Source organism: Solimonas fluminis, from assembly GCF_002930645.1.
Lineage (GTDB): Bacteria > Pseudomonadota > Gammaproteobacteria > Nevskiales > Nevskiaceae > Solimonas_A > Solimonas_A fluminis.
Genome location: NZ_PSNW01000019.1, coordinates 16,446 through 36,298, shown reverse-complemented (window position 1 = coordinate 36,298; position 19,853 = coordinate 16,446). Strand labels below are relative to the sequence as shown.

The window sequence follows — 19,853 nt, the reverse complement described above, 5'->3', positions numbered from 1 at the left end:
GGCGCCACGTGCAGCGTCGGCGCCGTCTTCAGCTCCTCGCCAGACAGGTGCGCCTTGAACATGTCCGGCGGCTCGCTGATGTGATCGTCCACGCTGATCAGCACCATGTCGTTCATCTTCATGAATCTTCTCCTAGGGCGGCGCGCGGCATCAGGGCGCGGGCGCGGTTGCAGGGGTGTACGGGTCCAGCGGCTGCGCCGGACCCTGGCTGAAATCACGGATCGCTCCGACGCGCCGGGCCTGGGCCTTGCGCGGCGGCTGGAAGCTGTAGCAGTTCGGCGGCATGCGGCTGGCGTCGGATTGCCGCTCCATGGGGATGACGCGCCCATGGGCGAGGATGGCGCCCCAGCGCAGCAGGCGCGCCGCCTCCTGGCGCGGCGGGTCGAGCGAGTCGATCCAGGGCCGCAGCTGATCGAACAGGCCGAGACCGGCGAGCTCCGCGGGCTCGACGATACGATGGTCCTGGTCGCTCCAGCCCAGCAGGGGTTCGCCGTCGCGGCGCAGTTCCACGCGGCGCCGGCCCTCGACGGGATCGGACACCAGGATGTCGTAGACCAGCGGAGCACGGTCCTGGGCATGCGCCGCCGCCAGGACCGCCAGGTCATGCAGGTGGGTGCAGTTGGCGGTCTTCTCGCCGCGCAAGGCGAAGTCTTCCAGCGCGACGCCGGTGAAGGTCTGCCGCAACTGGGCCGGCGCCCCCGGACAGGTGGTCCAGGGCGCGCGGTGCATGATGGGCTCCACCTCGGTCACCACGCCGGCCTCGTGCCGCAGGATCACCGTCATGTGGTGATAGTCGTCCTCGACCTCGCTGCGCACCCATCCCCGGCCGGGCGTGACGCGGAAACGGCGCCGGAACCCTGGGAGCTGGTCGAGCGCGCTCACGGCTTCAGTCCCTGGCCAGCAGCAGGGCGGTAGCCAGCGGGCCGCCGCCGGAGGTGGCGACGGCCACCTTCGGGTCTCCGGCGATCTGGCGCTCGCCGCCCTTGCCGCGCAGCTGCACCACCGCCTCGTGCGCGAAGCCGAACCCGTGCAGGCGGCCGGCACCGATCTGGCCGCCGAAGGTGTTCAGCGGCAGCTCGCCGTCCAGGGCGATGCGCCTTCCGCCCTCGATGAAGCGCCCGCCCTCGCCCACTCCGCAGAAGCCCAGGGACTCCAGCCAGGCCACGGCCTGGAAGCTGAAGCCGTCGTAGAGCTGCACGGTGTCGACGTCGGCCGGCTTGTAGTCGGCATGCTTCCACAGCTCGGCGCCGGTGGGATAGCAGGCCATCCACTCGGCCTGGTCCCAGCTGTGGCGCTCGACGGTGCCGGCCATAGCGGCGATGCGCACCGGCGTGCAGCGCACCTCGTCCAGCGCGCCACCCGCCGAAACGATGATCACGGTGGAGGCATCGGTAAAGCGGTCGCAGTCGTAGAGGCACAGCGGCGAGGAGATCATGCGTGCCGACAGGTACTCGTCCATCGTCAACGGCTCGCGCACCAGGGCGCGCGGATTCCTGCAGGCATTGGCCCGGTCGGTCAGCGCGATCTGCGCCAGCTGCTCGCGCGTCAGGCCGTAGCGCTTGACGTGGCGCATGGCGTACTGCGCGGTCCAGTTGGCCGCGGAGATGGCGCCGAAGGGTGCGAACCACTGCGAATGGCCATCGACGCGGTCGCGGCGCAGCGGCGGGTACTCCTCGGGCCGCGCCAGGGCCGCCGCCTCGTAGACGGTGCGGAAGCAGATGACGTGGCGCGCCAGGCCCGCGCGCACGGCGGTGGCGGCGGCCACCACGGCGCCGAGCTGCGAGGTGATCTCGCCGCCGCCGGCGTACCAGCGGGCGCGGATGCCCAGGGCGTCGATCAGTTCGTCGGCCCCGACCGGAGAGAAGCCGAGAAAGGCAGGCACGCGGCCGGGATAGGTGGAGACGCCATCGATCTGGCCGATGCCGAGGCCGGCTTCGTCCAGGGCCTCGCGGACGGCATCCAGTGTCAGCAGCAAGGGGTGGCGCTTCTGCTTCACGGCGATCTCGGACTGGCCGATGCCGCTGATATAGGCTTCGTCGACGGTCATCAGCCGAGCTTCTCGAACAGCGGCAGCCAGACGCCGTCCTGCTGCAGGAAGGTCACCTTCACCCGATCGCCGAAATCGACCGAGTCCGCCGGGCAGCCGACGATGTTGCTGGTGAGGTACACGCCCGGCGCGCCATCGATGGCGATGCGCGCGATGACATAGGGCACCTCGAAGGCCGGATGGAACTTCTGGTGATTGACCGTGAAGCTGTCCACCACGCCCGTGCCGGCCACGGCCTCCGGAACCACGTTCTCCGAGAGGCAGTAGCGGCAGACGGGGCGCGGCGGATGCACGAAGCTCTTGCAGTCCTGGCAGCGGTGCAGCAGCAGACGCCCTTCCGCGCCGCCGGTCCAGAAGGGCCGGTTGTCGGCATCCAGCCGGGGCAGCGGACGGGTCACTGCCATTTCGTCACCACTTCAGCCAGACGTGGTCCGGGCCCACGACGTGGCCGCCGTGGAAGGTCACCGGCTTGGAGGCGTCCAGGCTGAATGCCGGCAGGCGGGTGAGCAGTTCCTCGTAGACCACCTGCAGTTCGACCCGCGCCAGGTGCGAACCCAGGCAGCGGTGGGGGCCGGCGCCGAAGGCGATATGCACGCTGTTCTCGCGCTTGTGGTTGTAGACCTCGGGGTTCGGGTACTCCTTGGCGTCGAGGTCTGCGCCCGGCAGGAACAGCATGATGCGGTCGCCCGCCTTCAGCTGCACGCCCTGGAACTCGATGTCGTTGCTCACGCGGCGCAGCGGTACGGTGAAGGTGTAGCGGCGCAGCATTTCCTCGGTGGCGGCCGGGATCTGCGAGGGATCGGCGCGCAGCTGCTGCTGCAGCTCCGGATGGGTGGCCATGTGGTAGGCGCCCAGGCTGATGCCGTTGACGACGGTGTCGAGGCCGGCGGTGAACAGCACCACGCAGTAGTTCTCCATGTCGTTGATCGTGGTCTCGCGATCGCCGATACGGGTCTGCCACAGCATGCTGATCAGGTCGTCCTTCGGGTTCTCCTTACGATCGAGGATGGTCTCCTTCATGATCGCGGTGAGCTTGAGCATGCGCCGCACGATCATCGCGGGATCGTGGTTCTTGATGTTCTCCATGTGCTCCTTGACCAAGGCACGGTAGGCGGCCTGCTTCTCCAGCGGCAGGCCGAACATCTTGAGGAACACCTGCACCGGCAGCGGCTCGGCCACCTCGGAGACGAAGTCGGCGGAGCCCTTGGGTTTCATGCCCTCGATCAGGGAGATGGCCAGTTCGCGGATGCTGCCCTTGAGCTCGTTGATGGCCTTGGGCGAGAAGGCGCGCTGCAGCGGCGCGCGGTAGATGGTGTGGTCCGGCGGATCGATGTTGATCGGCAGCGGCTGCGGGATGTGCGGCGCGCCCGGCGGCAGCTTGGCCAGCATTTCCTTGATCTTGGACTGCGGCACGATCTCGCTGGAGAACTTCTCGACGTCGCGCGAGGCTTCGAAGTTGGCGGAATGGCTGACGAACATCCAGTGGCCGCCGTTGCGCGGGGTCCAGAAGATCGGCGGCGCGCTCTTGTGCATGTCCAGGATGCGCGCGTGCGGATTGGCCAGGTAGGCCGGGTCCGCGAACATGTCGAAGTCGTAGAAGACCGCGTCCGTGATGTGATCCGGACGTGCCACCGCGGGGCTGAGGGTTTCGCTCATCTTGGTGCTCCGGGGTTCAGGCGTTGGCCATCAGGCTGCGGGGATCGATCTGCCCCGTGGCGATGCCGGCCATGAAGCCGCCGTCCACCGCGAAGGACACGCCGTTGACGTAGCTGGCGACCGGGCTGTTCAGGAACAGCAGCGCGGCGGCCTGCTCGTCCGGGGTCGAGCGACGGTTGATCGGCTGCATCGCCGCCTCGAGCACCGAAGCCTTGGTGGCCTGCTCGAAGTGGCTCATCATCGGCGTCTGCGTCGGGCCCGGCATGGTGCAGTTGATGCGGATGCCGTTCTTGATCAAGCGGTTGGACATCAGCATCGTCCAGACGATGATCGCCTCCTTGGAGAAGGCATAGCCCTCGCGCACGGTCTCGGCATTGTCCTCGCACCACTTCACGGCGGCCTCGTAGCCGTCGGCCTGGATCAGCTGCATGATGGTCGGAATGCGGCGGCTCCAGCCCATGCCGCCGTTGGAGGACACGCTGACGATGGCGCCGCCTGCCTGCATCAGCGGCAGCACGCGCTCGGTGACGCGGCGCGTGCCGGCGTAGTTGACCTTCATGACGTCCAGCGCCGGTGCCGTCTGCGGCAGGCCCGCGCAGTTGAACAGCGCATCGACCTTGCCGCCGATCTTGCCCACGGCGGCGTCGATCGCGGCCGGGTCGCGCAGGTCCACCTGGTTGAAGGAGGCGAGCTTCAGGGCCGTGGGCTTGTAGTCCAGGCCATGCACCTCGGCCCCCTGCTCCAGCAGCTGGCGGGCCGTCGCCTCGCCCATGCCGGAGAAACAACCGCTGACCACCACGCGCCTGCCCTTGTATCCCAGAAAGTCCATGTCCCGATTCTCCTGCGGCTTAGTTCTTATCAAGTCCTGATTGCGGATGGCGCGCCGGCGGCGCGCCGCTTGCGGTCTACTTGCTGTCTTCTTCGATGATCATGATGCGCTCGGGGCAGGCCCGGGCACCGCGCCGGGCGATCTGTTCCTGCCCCGGCGGCACGTCAACCTCGGTGATCGCGATATAGCCATCGTCGTCGAGCGGGAAAAGGGTTTCCGAGATCGCGGCGCAACGGGCATTGCCCACGCACCTGGCCTTGTCGATGCGGATTTTCATGTCGTCCTCCAGACGCCGCGCGGACAGTAGAAAGAGTCGTGGCCCACGCCGCGCCTTTATCGCACAAAGCCCGTTAACACTCAACAGTGGTGTTCATAAAGAGGATTGTTCCAGGCCGGCAGGGCACTTGACCACGGCGGCACAATCAATCAACAATGGTGTTTATCAACGACCGGCCCGCCCCTGCAGGCGCCGGCACCCGCGGCGAACCGGAGGAAGGACAGATGGACAGCAACGGCGCCCCGCCGCAGAGCTTCGATTTCGTCATCGTCGGCAGCGGTGCCGGCTCGATGTGCGCCGCCCTGGTGCTGCGCAAGGCCGGCAAGCGCGTGCTGGTGCTGGAGAAGACCGCCCTGGTGGGCGGCACCACCGCCATTTCCGGCGGCGTGATGTGGATTCCGGCCAACCGCTACATGAAGCAGGCGGGCATCGAGGACAGCGCGGAGCAGGCCACGGCCTATCTCGACGCGGTGATCGGCGAGCGTCCGGACATGCCGGGGGCCTGCCGCGAGCGCCGCCTGGCCTATGTCGAGCAGGCGCCGCGCATGATCGACTTCCTGGCGGAACAGGGCCTGAAGTTCCGCCGCATTCCGTCCTGGCCCGACTACTACGACGCTCCCGGCGCCTCGGTGCCCGGCCGCGCCGTGGTGTCGGAGCTGTTCGACATCCGCCGGCTCGGCGACTGGCGCAAGAAGCTGCGCCCCGGCTTCCTGCCCCTGCCCGCCAACCTCGACGAGGCCATGCAACTGCCGCTGGTCAAGCGCAGCGGCGAGGCCAGGAAGACACTGCTGCGCATCCTCGGACGCGCCGTCGCCGACAAGCTCACCGGCCGCCAGCGCAGCACCGCCGGCCAGGCCCTGCAGGGCCAGCTGCTTCATGCCGCGCTGCAGGCCGGCGTCGAGATCTGGCTGGAGGCCGAGGTGAGGCAGATCCTCCTGCAGGACGGCCGCGCCAGCGGCGTACGGCTCGTCCGGAAGGGCCGGGAGCAGGCGGTCGCCGCCACCCTGGGCGTGCTGATCAATGCCGGCGGCTTCGCCCGCAACCAGCGCATGCTGGATCGCTACATCCCCGGCACCTCCGCCGCCTGGTCCAGCGCCATCGAGGCCGATACCGGCGAGATGATCGAGGAAGGCGAGCGCATCGGCGCCGCACTGGCGCAGATGGGCGAGCGCATCGGCATGGAGATCGCGCTGCCGCCGGGCAGCGAGAAGATGATGATCAAGGCGGCGATGCAGAACGACGTCTGCAAGCCGCATGCGATCGTGGTGGACCAGGCCGGCCGCCGCTATGCGCGGGAATCCTCCTCCCATCCCGAGTTCAGCGAACGCATGATGGAACACGCCCGCAAGGCGCCGGCCATACCGAGCTGGATGGTGTTCGACAGCCAGTACCTGGGCAAGTACATGCTGGCCGGCACGATGCCGGGCAGGAAGAAGCCCAAGGCCTGGGCGGAGGCGAACTTCCTGCGCAGCGGCGCCACGCTGGAAGCGCTGGCCGCGGACTGCGGCATCGACGCCGCCACGCTGCGCGCGACCGTGGAACGCTTCAACGGCTTCGTGCGCCAGGGCCGCGACGAGGACTTCCGCCGCGGCGATTCGGCCTACGACCGCTGGGTGGGCGACCCCTTGCACACCCCCTCGAACACGCTGGGCACGATCGAGCAGGGGCCCTTCCATGCCGTGCAGCTCTACCCCGGCGACGTCGGCACCTTCGGCGGCCTGCTGACCGACGCTCAGGCACGGGTGCTGCGGACGGACGGTTCGGCGATCCCGGGCCTGTACGCCACCGGCAGCTCCAGCGCCTCGGTCATGGGCGGAGTGGAGCCCGGGGCCGGCGGCAGCATCGGGCCAGCGATGACCTGGGGCTATGTCGCGGCCCGGCATGCACTGGGCGCGACGACGGACTGAGCAACGAAGGAGAGCGGCGATGAGCGAAGCATTCTTCTACAGCCTCGAGGGCCCTCTGGACACGGTGCCGGTCGGCCTCCAGATCCGCGCCGCCAACCTCGCCGGCTTCGGCGACCTGGTGCGCGGCCTCGGTGCCGATCCTCGCGAGCTGCTGGAGCGGCACGGCATCGACCCACGGGCGATGCGCGATCCGGATGCCTATATCGACAGCAAGGGCCTGGTGCAGCTGATGGAGCATTGCAGCCGCGCCTTCAACGATCCCCTGTTCGGCCTGCGCCTGGGCGAGTTCCAGGATCCGGACACCTTCGGCGCCATCGCCACGCTGTGCCGCTCCGCGTCCAGCTTCCGCGAGGCGCTGGCCTGCTTCATCGACTACATCCCGGTGGTGCACTGCCCGCTGGTGGCGATGGAGCTGGTGGAAGGTCCCGAGCTCGCCGAGCTGCGCTGGCGCGTGCAGAGCGACCCGGGCGCCGCCGACCAGGCCAGCTACAAGGGCACGCTGATGACGATGAAGCTGCTGCGCCAGCTTGCCGGGCGCTCCTTCAAGCCGCGCTACGTCGGGCTGCGCATCGACGCCAGGCAGAAGGACCTTCCGGAGATCGCGAGATTCTTCGGCTGCGAGTTCCGCCCGCGCGCCGAGGTCAGCGTCATCGCCTTCCCCAGCGCCGTGCTCGACCAGCCGGTGGCCAGCGCCAACCGCCTGCTGTTCCGCCTGCTGGGCGGCTACTTCGAGCGGGTCCGCAATGCCTCTCGCCAGGGCATCGTCGAGCGCGTGGAGGACTATGTGCGCGGCTCCCTGTCGTCCGGCAAGTGCTCGATCGAGCACTGCGCCGGCAAGATGGGCATCCCGGTCCGCACGCTGCAGGCCAGCCTCAGCGGCCACGGCCTGCGCTTCTCGGAGATCGTGGAGCGCCAGCGCCGGGAACTGGCCGAGAGTTGCCTGCAGGCCAGCGAGGTGGCGCTGGACGAACTGGCCGCCATGCTGGGCTACTCGGAGCAATCGAGCTTCGGCCGCGCCTTCAAGCGCTGGACCGGCTCCACGCCGCAGGGCTACCGGCGCCGGCTGGAGCTGCGCAAGGCCGCGTAGTGCAGCGAGGCCTTCGGCGGGGTGGACGCCCGGTGGGCCTCCGCCCTTCCCGCCTCGGCTTGTCCTGTCGATGACCCATGATGTGCCTGCGCATGCAATAGGCCCGAGGCCCCGCCTGCCTGCCGATAAGATCGCGGCATGACGAGCCTGAAGCGGGAAGCCTGCCTGATCGGCGGCGAATGGGTCAGCGGCGAGCGCTGGATCGAGGTCGACGATCCGGCTACCGGCGCGGTGATCGGCCGCGTGCCGCGCCTGGGCGCCGCCGAGACCCGCCGCGCCATCGACGCTGCCGAACAGGCCATGGGTCCCTGGTCGCGCCTGACCGGCAAGGAGCGTTCCCGCATCCTGCGCCGCTACCACGACCTGATCATGGCACGGCAGGAAGAACTCGCCGCCCTGCTGACGCAGGAGCAGGGCAAGCCCCTGGCCGAGGCCCGCGGCGAAATCGCCTATGCCGCGAGTTTCATCGAGTGGTTCGCCGAGGAGGCCAAGCGGGTCTACGGCGACGTGATCCCCAGCCACGCGCCGGACAAGCGCATCGTGGTGCTGAAGCAGCCCATCGGCGTGGTGGCGGCGATCACGCCCTGGAACTTCCCGGCGGCGATGATCACGCGCAAGATCGGCCCGGCCCTGGCGGCCGGCTGCGGCGTGGTGGTCAAGCCGGCGTCGCAGACCCCGTTCACCGCGCTCGCGCTCGGTGCGCTGGCCGGCGAGGCCGGCCTGCCCGCGGGCCTGCTCAACGTGGTCACCGGCAGCGCCGCCGAGATCGGCGACACCCTGACCGCCAGCGACAAGGTGCGCAAGCTGTCCTTCACCGGCTCCACCGAGATCGGCGCGAAGCTCTACGAACAGAGCGCGCCGACGATCAAGAAGCTGAGCCTGGAACTGGGCGGCAACGCGCCCTTCATCGTCTTCGATGATGCCGACCTCGACGCGGCCGTGGCCGGCGCCATCCAATCCAAGTTCCGCAACGCCGGCCAGACCTGCGTCTGCGCCAACCGCATCTATGCCCAGGCCGGCATCCACGACGCCTTCGTGGAGAGGCTGGCCGCCGCCACCGCGGCGCTGAAGGTCGGCGCCGGCACCGAGGCGGGCACCGAGATCGGCCCGCTGATCGACGACAAGGCCCTGGCCAAGGTACGCGAGCACATCGGCGATGCCACCGCCAAGGGCGCCCGGGTCCTGACGGGCGGCATGCCGCATGCGCGCGGCGGGCGCTTCTTCACCCCGACCCTGCTGACCGGTGCCACGGCCGAGATGCTGGTGGCCCGCGAGGAGACCTTCGGCCCGCTGGCTCCGGTGTTCCGCTTCCGCGACGAGGACGATGCGGTGGCGCAGGCCAACGCCACGCCCTTCGGCCTGGCCGCCTACTTCTACGCCCGCGACATCGGCCGCATCTGGCGCGTGGCCGAGCGCATCGAGGCCGGCATCGTCGGCGTCAACACCGGCCTGATCTCCACGGAGCTGGCGCCCTTCGGCGGCGTCAAGGCCTCGGGCCTCGGCCGCGAGGGCTCCCGGTACGGCATCGACGACTACCTGGAGATCAAGTACCTGTGCCTCGGCTTGTAGAAATAAAGAACACTCGGGAGCGAGCCTGATGGATTTCCAGTGGGACGCTGAGCAGCAGTCCTTCCGCGACACGGTCCGGGCCTTCCTCGCCGCGAACCTGCCTGCCGACTGGGAGGCCCAGGCCCATGGCCCGGGCTCGGAGTCGCAGAGCGCCTTCTCCAAGAAGTTCTGCGGCGCGCTGGCCGAGGCCGGCCTGCTGGTGCCGCATTGGCCGCAGCGCTGGGGCGGCCGCGATGCCGACGCCTGGACCGCCTTCATCCTGGCCGAGGAGATGTGGGCCGCGGGCGAGCCGCGTGGCGGCCAGTACATGAACGTCAATTGGATCGGCCCCGTGCTGATGCGCTTCGGCAGCGAGGCGCAGCAGGCCCGCTACATCCCCCCGATCGCGCGCGGAGAGACCCTCTGGTGCCAGGGCTTCTCCGAACCCGAAGCCGGGTCCGACCTCGCCTCGCTGCGCACCCGCGCGGAGAAGGATGGCGGTTTCTACCGCATCAGCGGCCAGAAGATCTGGACCTCCTACGCCGGCCATGCCGATACCTGCTTCCTGCTGGCGCGCACCGCGCCCGGCAAGACCGGCATGTCGGTATTCCTGGTACCGATGGACACGCCGGGCATCACCGTGCGCCAGATTCCCAGCGTCATCGGCGAGGGCGACATCCACGAGGTGTTCTTCGACGACGTGCGGGTGCCGGAAAGCGCGCTGCTGGGCGCCGAGGGCCAGGCCTGGGAGATTGCCCGTGCGGCTCTGTCGCTGGAACGCGTCGGCATCCCCCGCTTCGCGCTGGCCTCGCGCATGCTGCGCCGCGCCGTCGAGCGCCTGCGCCGCGAGGGCCGCTACGGCCACGGTGCCGTCGAGCAGTCGGCCCGCGCCCATGCCGCCTGCGAGGCGGCCCGCCTGTACAGCTACCAGATCGTCGACCAGCGCCGCCACGGCACGCCCACCGGCCCCGAAGCCAGCGCCGCGCGCTATGCCACGGTCATGTGCGAGCGCCTGGTCGGAGAGTTCGTCGTCGAGCACCTGCCCGAAGCGCTGTCGGGAGGCGACCCTCTGCTGCTGGCGCACCACCAGCGCGCCATCGTCGCCGGCATCGCCTCCGGCGCCGCCGAGATCCAGCTCAACCTGATCGCCACGGAACTGCTGCAGCTTCCGCGGGAGCCCCGCTGATGGACTTCACGCTCACAACCGACCAGTCCGCGCTGATGAGCGCCCTCGACCGGCTGGCCAAGCCCTTCGAGTTCAGGCCCATCGATTTCCATGGCTTCGCGCTGGCCGGCGACGGCCTGGAATGTGAACTCGACGACGGGGGCTACTTCGACATCGCCCAGGTGCCCGAACTGGGTTCGCTGACCGCGGCGATGGCCGTGGAGCGCCTGGCCTGGCTGCCCTGCACCGTCGACACCGCGCTGTCGATGCTGGTGCGGCCGCAACTGCCCGGCGAATGGCCGCGGCCGATCGCGGTGGTCGAGAACGGCCGGCCGGGACGCTTCGTCGCCACCGCGAAAACCCTGATCCTGATCGACGGCGACCAGGTCAGCCTGGCACGGGTGACGCCCGGCGATGTCGAGCCCGCGGAATCCCTGTTCGCCTACCCGATGGGCCGGCTCAAGCGCCGCCCCGCCGCCACCGTGCTGTCCGCCGAGGACGCGGCCAGTGTGCGGACCTGGCTGCGTGTCGCCCTGGCGGCCGAGGCCACGGGCCTGCTGCAGGCCGCCATCGCCTCGGCCGGCGAGCACCTGAGCGTGCGCAAGCAGTTCGGCCGCCCGCTGGGCAGCTTCCAGGCCTTGCGGCACCGCATGGCGGAATGCACCGTGCTGGCCGGCGGCGTCCGCTGGCTGGCCCTGAAGGCCGCCGCCACCGGCGACCCCGCCGACGCCGCGCTGGCGGCCCTGCACGCACAGGAGAGCGCCACCCGCATCGCCTACGACCTGCACCAGATGCTCGGCGCCATGGGCATGACCCTGGAACACCCCCTGCATCTCTGGACTTACCGCCTCAAGGCCCTGGTCTCCGAACTCGGCGGCCGCGGCGGGCAGGCCCTGGCCGTGGCACGGCATGCCTTCGGTCACTGAACCGTGACACCGGAGAACCTGGCGGCGGAAGGCTGGACCCGGCTGGACATCGACGGCTTCTCTCGCGTTTCCGGTGGTCTCTGGACGCGGGGCAAGCTGCCGGAGCTGGAAGTCGGCTTCGTTTCCGGCCAGCCGCACGTCAACGGACACATGAGCACGGTGCACGGCGGCATGCTGCTGACCCTTGCCGACGTCAGCCTGGGCTACGCCGTGATCCAGCAGCTCGGCGCGATGAACTGCGTCACCGCGCAGCTGCAGACCCAGTTCATCTCCGCGGCCAAGGTCGGAGAATTCATCGTCTGCCGCCCGCAGGTACTGCGGCGGAGTTCGGACCTCGTATTCCTGCGCGGGCTCATCGGCGTCGGCGAGCGGACGGTCGCCAGCGTCGACGGCATCTGGAAGATCCTGAAGCCGCGCGGCTGATTCTCCCTTCGTAACGGAGCAGCACATGTCGAAGACCCTCGTGATCACCGGTGCCGGCGTCGGCCTGGGCCGCGCCCTGGCCCGCCGCTTCCACCGCGACGGCGAGAACGTCGTCCTGCTCGGCCGCACCGCGGCCAAGGTGGAGGCCTTGGCCGCGGAGCTGGGCGAACGCGCCCTGGCGGTCGCCTGCGACGTCGCCTCGCCCGACTCGGTGCGGGCCGCCTTCGCCGAGATCGCGAAGCACCATCCGCGTCTGGACGTGCTGGTCAACAACGCCGCGGTCTACGAGCCCTTCCTGATCGCCGAGGCCAGCGACGCGCAGATCCTGCAGGCCGTGACCACCAACCTGGCCGGCCCGATGCTCTGCGCCCGGGCCGCGATCCCGCTGATGGGCCGCGGCAGCCACATCATCAACGTCAGCAGCGAATCGGTAGGTTTCAAGTTCCCCTTCATGGTGGCCTACCAGAGCAGCAAGGCCGGCCTGGAACGCTTCTCCGAGGGCCTGTTCCACGAGCTGGAGCCGGCGGGCATCCGGGTCACCAACGTCCGCGCCGGCCAGATGATGGAAGAGGGCAAGACCTTCAGCATGGACCCGCAGCTCGCCTTGCGCTTCCGCGAGGCCACCCTGGCGGCAGGGCTCAACCTGCGCGAGCGGCCGATCTCGCACGTCAACTCGGTGACGGAGGTCTTCCGCGCCCTGGTCGACCTGCCGGCGGACGTGCAGCTGGTGAGCGTGAACGTGGCCGCGCGCCGGGCTGGCTGAGAGAGAAGGCGCCATGCCGGCTTTCGCCCCGGCATGACGTCCCTAGGAAACTTGTCCGTAGCGCGCCCGCAGCCCCTTCTTGTCGGGCTTGCCGACGGCGGTCAGGGGAATCGCCTCGACGAACTCCACTGTCTTGGGTGCCTGGAAGGAGCCCTTGCGCTCCGCCACCAGCGCCACCAGCTCCTCCGCGCTCGCGGCCTGGCCCGGGCGCAGCACCACGAGCGCGGTGACCGCCTCGCCCCATCTCGGATGCGGCACGCCGATCACGGCGGCCTGCGACACGGCCGGGTGCAGGGCCAGGATGTCCTCGATCTCGCGGGGGTAGATGTTGAAGCCGCCGCTGACGATCATGTCCTTGCTGCGGTCGATGATGCGCAGGAAGCCGCCCGGATCGCGCACGGCGACGTCGCCCGAATGCAGCCAGCCGCCGGCGAAGGCCTGCGCCGTCAGCTCCGGATTGTCGCGATAGCCCTCCATCACCAGGGGGCCGCGCACGCAGATCTCGCCGGGCTGCCCGTCCGGCACCGGGCGGTTGTCGCCGTCGAGCAGTTCCACCTGCACCCAGGGCGTGGGACGTCCGCAGCTCGCCAGTCGCCGCAGGTCGTTCACGTCGTGCTCGGCACGGCGCAGCACGGTCACCGACATCGGCGCCTCGGCCTGGCCGTAGAACTGGAAGAAGACGGGGCCGATGCGCTCGATGGCTTCCTTCAGCCGCAGCGGCGAAATCGAGGAGGCCCCGTAGAACACCGTCTCCAGGCTCGACAGGTCGAATTCACCGAAGCGCGGATGGTCCAGCAGGGCGTAGATCATCGTCGGCACCAGCAGTACGCAGTTGATGCGGTGCTGCTCGATCGCCTGCATCACGGCCACCGGATCGAAGCCCGGCAGCACCAGCATGCTGCCGCCGCGCAGCAGCGTCGGCATGAACATGGCGGCCCCGGCATGCGACAGCGGCGTGCAGGACAGGAAGCGCGGCGGGTTGGGCCACTCCCACTCCGCCATCATCATCTGCAGGGTGGCCAGGCCCGTGCGCTGCACGCTGGCCAGCGCCTTGGGCTTGCCGGTGGTGCCGCCGGAATAGCCCAGGCGGATCACATCGGTGGGCTCCACCCGCGGTGCCGCCAGGGCCTGCGCGGCGAAGCCGGCTGCCAGGCGGCAGAGATCGGGGGCCAGGGCGCTCTCTCCCAGGGCCGCCAGCTTCAGGCCGGGGCAGCGCTCCGCCAGTTCCGCCGCACGCGATCCATGGCGCTGGGCGTCGAAGATCAGCAGCTCCACGCCGGAATCCACGATCACGTGCTGGTGATCCGCCAGACCGCCCAGCGGATACATCGGCACGTAGACCGCCGCGATCAGCTGTACCGCGTTGTTGGAGAACAGCACCTCGGGCAGGTTGGCCGACAGCAGGCCCACGCGCGTGCCCTTGGCCACGCCCAGGCTGCGCAGGGCCTGCTCGAAGCGGCTGGTGGCGTCGCGTACCTCGCCCACCGTGTAGATCGTGCCATCCGCCAGCTGCAGCAGCGGTTTCTCCGGCACCTGCTTCAGCGCGTTGACCAGCAGGTCCGGGACGTACAGCGGCCGGTGCAGGTCCTCCCGGCTCATGGGCGCACCGCCACCTTGACGTTGCCGAACATCGGCCCGATCACGCCCGAGCCCAGGAACTCGTGCGGGAAGCCGAGATCGATGCGGCTGGCGGCGTCGAGCCGGTCGATCTGCGCGGCGCTGAAGCTCACCTCCAGCGCCTGGAGGTTGTCCTGCAGCTGCGCCACCGTGCGCGTGCCCAGGATCGGCGAGGTCACGGCCGGGTTCAGCAGGGTCCAGGCCAGTGCCGCCTGCGCCGGCGTGCAGCCGATCTCGCCCGCCACGGCCGTGACCTGCGCCGCGATGCCCAGCGTCCGCTCGCTGAGCCGGCCGGTCGCGACATTGATGTTCCTGCGCGAATTCATCGCGGAGCGGTCGGCGGAAAGGTCGTCCTGCCGGTACTTGCCGGACAGCACCCCGCCCGCCAGCGGCGACCAGGGCAGCACGCCCATGCCCATGGCCGCGGCCATGGGGATCAGCTCACGCTCGACCGTGCGCTCGGTCAGGTTGTAGGGAATCTGCAGGGCCGCCAGCCGGCTCCAGCCGCGCAGCTCGGCGATGGCCTGCATGCGCGAGGCCTGCCAGGCCGGCGTGTCCGAGACGCCGATGTAGAGGATCTTGCCGGCGCGCACCAGGTCGTCGAAGGCACGCAGGATTTCGTCCACCGGCGTGCGCTGGTCCCAGACGTGCAGGTACAGCAGGTCCAGGTGGTCGGTTTCCAGCCGTCGCAGGCTGGCCTCGACCGACTGGAGCATGTTCTTGCGGTGGTTGCCGCTGGCGTTGGGATCGCCCGGCGACATGCTCAGGGAGTACTTGCTGGCGATGACGAAGCGATTGCGCCGTCCCTGCACGAGACGTCCGATCATGCTCTCGGACTCGCCGTTGGCATAGAAGTTGGCGGTGTCGATGGAGTTGCCGCCCTGGCCGGCATACAGGTCCAGGATCCTGCGGGCCTCCGCCTCGTCGGTCCCCCAGCCCTGCCCGACGCCCCAGGTCATGGTGCCCAGGGCCAGCGGCGACACGCGCAGGCCGGAATGGCCCAGCAGGCGGTAGTGATCGAGCTGCGTGGGCATCGGTTTCCTCCGGAAGGCCTTTCTTACCCCTGTCATGCCGGCGAAGGCGGCATCCCGGTCAGGCAATGGGCACCCGACGTCCGGGACTGGTGCCGGCTTGCTCCGGCACGACGGATTCAATCTCCGCCCTTGCTGCCCTTGCCGATCCCCTCGACGTAGCGCCGGATGCCCTCCAGGTACGCCGGGTTGAGCATCAGCGCGCTGTTGGCCATGCGCTCGACATTGCGCGCCTGCGCCAGGCCCACGTCGCGGGCCAGCTCGATGGCCAGCTTGGCGGTGCCCATCTGCTCGCCGTTCTGCGCCGCCAGGTGCCGGCAGAACTTCATCACGTCTTCCTCGAAGCTCTCGTCCGGGAAGACCTCGTGCACCAGGCCCATCATCAGGGCGCGGTCGGCGTTCACCGGCAGGTTGGCCATGATCAGGTAGCGCGCCCAGTGCGTGCCGACCATTCGGGCCAGTCGGCTGACGCCGTTGGAGGCGGGGATCACGCCGAACTTGCCCTCGGGGAAGGCATAGCTCGCACTCTTCGCCGCCAGGCGGAAATCGCAGGACAGCGACAGCTCGAGGCCGCCGCCCATGCAGGTGGCGTGGTGCGCCACGACGATGGGCTTCTCGATGGCCTCCATTTCGTCGTAGATGCGGTGCATGCCGTTCAGGCGGATGCGGTGGTTCTCGCGGATGGCCGATCCGGTGGTGGCCGGCGCGGCGCGCCCGTCGCCGCCGCGCAGGTCGGCACCGGTGCAGAAGAAGCGGCCGGTGGCGCGCACCAGCATGACCTTGAGTTCCGGCGTATCGCGGAACCGGTGCAGGGCCTGCTCGAACAGGCCCATCAGCTGCGCACTGAGCGCGTTGAGCTTCTCCGGCCGGTTCAGCGTCGCGATCAGGATCGCGCCCTGTTCCTCGACCAGCAGGTGCGGTGCTTCGGACATCCCGTTCTCCTCAGGCGCGGGTGCGCGGCATGCCCAGCGCGCGTTCGGCGATCATGCTGCGATGGACTTCGCTGGTGCCGCCGTAAATCGTGGTGCCGTGCGCATGACGATAGCACTGGTTGACCAGCGCGGCAGCGCCCTTGCGCTTGGACAGGGACAGCGGCGCGGTCAGGTCCAGCAGGTCGCGGGCGTCGGTCAGGAACTTCTCGGAGGAGAACAGCTTGGCCATGGGGCCGTAGGCGTGGTTCGGCTTCTTCTCGGCGATGGTCCACTGCGCGCGGAAGGCCAGCACGTCGGACACCCAGAGGTTGGCCGTGGTGCGCGCCAGGCGCACCTGGGCGGCGCGGTCCTCGATCAGCGGGCGGCCCTCGTGGCGGATCTCGCGGCAGAGTTCCTCGGCCGCCTTGAGCATGGCGCGCTGCACCTTGGAGAAGCCGCCGCCGTGTTCCAGTTCCAGGCTGGCGCTCATGGTGCGCACGCCGCCGTCGACGGCCCCCAGGCGCCAGCTGTCGGGGATGCGCACGCCGTCGTAGAAGGTGATGTTGGTGCGCTCGTCCTGGAAGGTGTACACCGGCTGGATGGTCACGCCGGGCGCCTTCAGCGGCACGATGAACATGGTCAGGCCGGCGTGCTTGGGCACGTCGGGATTGGTGCGGCAGAGCATCAGCACATAGGACGCGAGGTTCGCGCCGCTGGTGAACATCTTGGTGCCGTCGATGCGCCAGCCGTCGCCGTCGCGCGTGGCCTTGCATTGCGCGGCGAAGACGTCCGAGCCCGAACCGGGCTCGGAGTAGCCCAGGCTGGCGATCACCTCGCCGGACATGATCTTGCTCAGTACCTCGCGCTTCAGCTCGTCGGTGCCGAAGCGGTGGATGATCAGGGCCACCATCTGGGCGACGTTGGCCGCCGGGGTGTTGTAGCCCTGGTGCTCGAAGGCATCCATCGCCGCGATCTTGGCGTAGGGCGACAGGCCGCGCCCGCCCATCTCCTTGGGCAGGCCGGGGAACAGCAGGTTCTCCTGGGCCAGCTTGCGGTGGATCTCCGGGTTGTAGCCTTCCCAGCTGTAGTGGAACTTCTCTCGCATCTGCGGGGTGACGTGCTTCTCGAAGAAGGCGTCGATCTCCGCGGCGATGGCGCGGGCGTCCGCGCCCAGGTCGAAATCGATCGGGCAGTCGCCGGCCCGCGGCAGTTCCGCCTTCTCGCCGGCATAGAGCCGGCGGCCGGCCTCCTCCAGCAGACGCTGCGGATCGCCCAGCACCAGCGGCCAGGCCTTGGCGCGCAGGTTGAACAGGAAGATGTCGTACTCGGTGGTCAGGCCGTAGCCGCCGAAGGTGTGCAGGGCCTGCGCCACGGAGCGCGAGGCGGCTTCGCTGTTCCACCAGGCGGCCACGGACACGGCCGCGGCGGATTCGGGAGCGCCGTCGGCGATATGGCGGATCGCCTTCCATACCAGGAACTTGCCGCCGTCGACCTCGCAGAGCAGGTCGGACAGCGGGTGCGAGATGGCCTGGAACTGGCCGATGAACTGGCCGAATTGCTTGCGCTCGCTGGCATAGGCCGCGGCCATGCGCAGGGCCTCGCGGCCCAGGCCGGCGAGTGCGGCGCCGATCAGAAGCTTCCATTCCTCGCGGGCCTGTTCGAAGTGCGCGAGGCCCTGCGGGCCGCTGGCCAGCGCGCGGCGCGGCCACTCCGCCAGCCGCAGTTCGGCCACCGGCGTCGAAGCCAGATTGTCCTCGCCCTTGTCGCCGGCGGGCAGCGTGACCAGCACGATCTCGCCGCCCTGGCGCGCGATCACCGCCTCGGCCACGGCACCGCCGGCCACCCACTGCGAGGGGCGGCTGGCAAGATCGTGGAAGGCCAGGCTGACCACGGCGGAGCCGGACAGCACGCGCTCCAGCAGCTCGGCCTGCCCGCCCAGCAAGGCCAGCAGTCGCGCGGCCACCAGGGTCTCGGCCACGGGGCCGGAGGCCAGGGTGCGCCCGGTTTCCTCCATCAGCAGCGCGGCGTCGAGCAGTCCCAGGCCCAGGCCGCCGGCGTCCTCCGGCACGCGGATCGAGAAGGCGCCGAGCTCGGCCAGCCCGCTCCACAGGGCGGCGTCGAAGCCGGAAGGCATGGCGGCGCGCACGCGCGGCATGCTGCTCTGTTCGGTCAGGAAGCGCGCGAAGGTCTCGCGCATCAGCTCCTGCTCTTCGGACAGGTTGAAATTCATGCGGCGGCAGCTCCGGCGGACGGCGGGGCCGGAGGGCTGTCGGTCAGGTACAGGTCGAGCTGCTGGTGCATGTTGAGGATCATTTTTTCCTGGTCGGCGGCAAGCCAGATCTGCTTGCAGCCGCGGGAGTGAAGGCCGCGCTGCATGCGCGGGATGTTGCCGAGGTCCTGGCGCGGGATCAGCAGCACCTGCTCGGGATCGAGCACGTCGGTGACCTTCTGGACCACCGCGCGCGGCGGCTTGGCTTCCGCCGGGTAGGTCTTGGTGGAGAAGATCTCGAAGATGCAGTTGTCGGGGTCGAAGCCGTCCGGACGGATGCGGTAGATCATCGCGTTGCCGGCCTGAGGCAGGATCAGCAGGTTGGGGAACACGAAGATCTCGCCGCCCCACATGCCGAGGATCTCCGGCACCGGCTTGGGCATCGGGCGCTTCTGCATCGCGGCGGTGGTGTACAGCGCCTTGACGTACTCGGCGCCCAGGCTCGATCCCTCGGGGATCGGCTTGCCCTTGAGCGAGCGCACCAGCTCGACATCCTCCTTGAGGACCATGGCGTCCATGCCGGTGACCAGCAGGTTGAGGCGGTCGGCCATCATGTCGACCGGATCGCCGTGCTTCTGCTTGACGTGGCCCTGCATCGGCGTCTTCTTGCCGGCGAAGAAGCGGCCATGGCCGTTGGCGAAATTCTCCGTCTCCACGTTGCGGTGGGCGAAGCCCTGGTCGCTCTCCGGGGTGGGCGTGCCGTTGTAGATGATGTCGGCGGCATCCGGCTCCAGCTGCGGATGCGTGGCCGGCACGTGGTAGCCCTCGAAGAAGGCCTCCTGGGCCACCTTCCAGTTGGACTTCACCGGCAGGGCCTTCCACCAGTAATGGCGCATGTCGCCGATGGCCAGTCCCTCGATCAGGGCGCGCACCGGCGCGATGAACTCGTCGAAGGGCTGCGGGTTGCGGTCGAAGTTGATGAAGATGAAGCCGGCGAAGACCACGTGGTGGACCTCGCGCAGCGCGACGTCGCTGTCGCGCAGCTGGCCGTTGCGGAACTCGCCGCGCTCCAGCACATACTCGTTCTGCCCCTCCAGGTTCCAGCGCCAGCCATGGAAGGGGCAGATGATCTTGCAGTTCCTGAAGTGTCCGGCGCCGCCCTCGGACAGCGCCGTGCCGCGGTGCGGACAGACGTTGTGGTAGACCTTGACCGTGTCGGCGTCGGCCCGGACGATCAGCACCGACTGGTCGCCGATCTCGTAGGTGGTGTGGTCGCCCTTTTCCGGAATCTCGTCCAGGCGCGCGGCGGCCTGCCAGACGCGGCTCCAGAGCTTCTCGTGCTCCAGGCGGGCAAAGGCCGGGTCGGTGTAGCGACCGGCGCGGATACCGTGTTCGAGGACCCGCCAGCTCTCCGGCCAGCTGTTCTGCGCGGTCGTGTTCATGCGCTCTCCTCCTGC

General features: G+C 69.3%; 18 protein-coding genes. 7 read left to right on the top strand and 11 right to left on the bottom strand.

What is annotated here, in order from left to right; translation table 11 throughout:
* Positions 1-150: 150 nt before the first annotated feature.
* The 6 genes from C3942_RS21435 to C3942_RS21415 form a co-directional block, all read right to left on the bottom strand.
* Complete coding sequence (locus tag C3942_RS21435) at positions 151-882, bottom strand: DUF2889 domain-containing protein (RefSeq protein ID WP_104232417.1); 732 nt, start codon at positions 880-882, stop codon at positions 151-153.
* A 4-nt stretch (positions 883-886) separates the two neighbouring features.
* The gene (locus C3942_RS21430) at positions 887-2,050 is read right to left on the bottom strand and encodes a thiolase family protein (protein WP_436286245.1); all 1,164 of its coding nucleotides are present in this window, start codon (positions 2,048-2,050) and stop codon (positions 887-889) included.
* Positions 2,047-2,451, bottom strand: coding sequence for a Zn-ribbon domain-containing OB-fold protein (locus C3942_RS22470; RefSeq protein WP_165797571.1), 405 nt, complete (start codon positions 2,449-2,451; stop codon positions 2,047-2,049). The genes C3942_RS21430 and C3942_RS22470 overlap by 4 nt, the downstream gene beginning before the upstream one ends.
* 4 nt (positions 2,452-2,455) lie before the next feature.
* Positions 2,456-3,703 carry a cytochrome P450 gene (locus C3942_RS21425; RefSeq protein WP_104232415.1) on the bottom strand — a complete coding sequence of 416 codons (1,248 nt, stop codon included), beginning with the start codon at positions 3,701-3,703 and terminating at the stop codon, positions 2,456-2,458.
* Between the two features lie 16 nt (positions 3,704-3,719).
* Entirely contained in the window at positions 3,720-4,532 is an 813-nt protein-coding gene (locus C3942_RS21420; RefSeq protein WP_104232414.1) for a coniferyl-alcohol dehydrogenase, read from the bottom strand.
* 76 nt (positions 4,533-4,608) lie between these two features.
* The gene (locus C3942_RS21415) at positions 4,609-4,809 is read right to left on the bottom strand and encodes a ferredoxin (RefSeq protein ID WP_104232413.1); all 201 of its coding nucleotides are present in this window, start codon (positions 4,807-4,809) and stop codon (positions 4,609-4,611) included.
* Between the two features lie 224 nt (positions 4,810-5,033).
* On the opposite strand from C3942_RS21415, the gene C3942_RS21410 reads away from it, so the two are divergent.
* The 7 genes from C3942_RS21410 to C3942_RS21380 all read left to right on the top strand — a co-directional run bounded on the left by C3942_RS21410 (position 5,034) and on the right by C3942_RS21380 (position 12,628).
* Positions 5,034-6,716, top strand: a complete 1,683-nt coding sequence (locus tag C3942_RS21410; RefSeq protein ID WP_104232412.1) for an FAD-dependent oxidoreductase — start codon at positions 5,034-5,036, stop codon at positions 6,714-6,716.
* A gap of 19 nt (positions 6,717-6,735) precedes the next feature.
* Entirely contained in the window at positions 6,736-7,803 is a 1,068-nt protein-coding gene (locus C3942_RS21405) for an AraC family transcriptional regulator (RefSeq protein ID WP_165797570.1), read from the top strand.
* 138 nt (positions 7,804-7,941) lie between these two features.
* The gene (locus C3942_RS21400; RefSeq protein WP_104232410.1) at positions 7,942-9,372 is read left to right on the top strand and encodes an NAD-dependent succinate-semialdehyde dehydrogenase; all 1,431 of its coding nucleotides are present in this window, start codon (positions 7,942-7,944) and stop codon (positions 9,370-9,372) included.
* A 28-nt stretch (positions 9,373-9,400) separates the two neighbouring features.
* On the top strand, positions 9,401-10,537 hold the full coding sequence (locus tag C3942_RS21395; RefSeq protein ID WP_104232409.1) for an acyl-CoA dehydrogenase family protein: 1,137 nt from the start codon (positions 9,401-9,403) through the stop codon (positions 10,535-10,537).
* Positions 10,537-11,442 (top strand): acyl-CoA dehydrogenase family protein, encoded by a 906-nt coding sequence (locus tag C3942_RS21390; protein WP_104232408.1) that lies wholly within the window; start codon positions 10,537-10,539, stop codon positions 11,440-11,442. Before C3942_RS21395 ends, C3942_RS21390 begins: the two co-directional genes overlap by 1 nt.
* A gap of 3 nt (positions 11,443-11,445) precedes the next feature.
* Positions 11,446-11,865, top strand: a complete 420-nt coding sequence (locus C3942_RS21385) for a PaaI family thioesterase (RefSeq protein ID WP_104232407.1) — start codon at positions 11,446-11,448, stop codon at positions 11,863-11,865.
* A gap of 25 nt (positions 11,866-11,890) precedes the next feature.
* On the top strand, positions 11,891-12,628 hold the full coding sequence (locus tag C3942_RS21380) for an SDR family oxidoreductase (protein ID WP_104232406.1): 738 nt from the start codon (positions 11,891-11,893) through the stop codon (positions 12,626-12,628).
* A 42-nt stretch (positions 12,629-12,670) separates the two neighbouring features.
* Here the strand turns inward: C3942_RS21380 and C3942_RS21375 are convergent, their stop codons facing one another.
* The 5 genes from C3942_RS21375 to C3942_RS21355 form a co-directional block, all read right to left on the bottom strand.
* Positions 12,671-14,227: an AMP-binding protein gene (locus C3942_RS21375; RefSeq protein WP_104232405.1), complete on the bottom strand. Its 1,557-nt coding sequence runs from the start codon at positions 14,225-14,227 to the stop codon at positions 12,671-12,673.
* Complete coding sequence (locus C3942_RS21370; RefSeq protein ID WP_104232404.1) at positions 14,224-15,279, bottom strand: aldo/keto reductase; 1,056 nt, start codon at positions 15,277-15,279, stop codon at positions 14,224-14,226. The genes C3942_RS21375 and C3942_RS21370 overlap by 4 nt, the downstream gene beginning before the upstream one ends.
* Before the next feature lie 116 nt (positions 15,280-15,395).
* Positions 15,396-16,208, bottom strand: a complete 813-nt coding sequence (locus C3942_RS21365) for an enoyl-CoA hydratase/isomerase family protein (RefSeq protein ID WP_104232403.1) — start codon at positions 16,206-16,208, stop codon at positions 15,396-15,398.
* Between the two features lie 10 nt (positions 16,209-16,218).
* Complete coding sequence (locus C3942_RS21360) at positions 16,219-18,417, bottom strand: acyl-CoA dehydrogenase family protein (RefSeq protein ID WP_104232402.1); 2,199 nt, start codon at positions 18,415-18,417, stop codon at positions 16,219-16,221.
* Positions 18,414-19,838 carry an aromatic ring-hydroxylating oxygenase subunit alpha gene (locus C3942_RS21355; protein WP_104232401.1) on the bottom strand — a complete coding sequence of 475 codons (1,425 nt, stop codon included), beginning with the start codon at positions 19,836-19,838 and terminating at the stop codon, positions 18,414-18,416. The genes C3942_RS21360 and C3942_RS21355 overlap by 4 nt, the downstream gene beginning before the upstream one ends.
* Positions 19,839-19,853: the final 15 nt, after the last annotated feature.